The sequence below is a fragment of the Hyphomonas chukchiensis genome (assembly GCF_000682695.1).
GTDB classification, from domain to species: domain Bacteria; phylum Pseudomonadota; class Alphaproteobacteria; order Caulobacterales; family Hyphomonadaceae; genus Hyphomonas; species Hyphomonas chukchiensis.
Map to the genome: position 1 here is coordinate 1 of NZ_AWFG01000102.1, position 372 is coordinate 372.

1 protein-coding gene is annotated in these 372 nt (G+C 58.3%); it reads right to left on the reverse strand.

Annotation, left to right across the window (positions count from 1 at the left end; translation table 11 throughout):
* Positions 1-366 (reverse strand): IS66 family insertion sequence element accessory protein TnpA (gene tnpA / locus HY30_RS18870; protein WP_206741511.1); only part of this gene is annotated, 366 nt, incomplete at its 3' end.
* Between the last annotated feature and the right edge of the window lie 6 nt (positions 367-372).

Sequence of the window (372 nt, forward strand, 5' to 3'; positions counted from 1 at the left end):
CAGTCGCTTACGCCATTTCTGCAAGGCAAACCGCGAAATGTTCAGGGAATACGCGTACTGTCGAAGGCTCATTCCGCTCCAGTTCAACGCCTCCAGATGCATCGCCCAGAAGGCCTGAACGGCCCGGCTTTGCATGTCCGTGCGCGCGCCGAACCGCAGGCCTTTCTGCTTTCGCACGCGGCCCTTTTCGAGGTTTTTCAGCGTCTGTTCCCGGCGGAGTTCGGCTTGATATTCCTCATGTTTCCGCGCTTCTTCCCGGCCCATCAAATAGATCATCCAGTTCGAAAAAGTGCGCCGGTTCAGATCGTGATCGCGGCAGTATCGCGAGCGAGAAAGCCCGCTCTGACGCCAGGCCTCGATGTGCACGCTCCA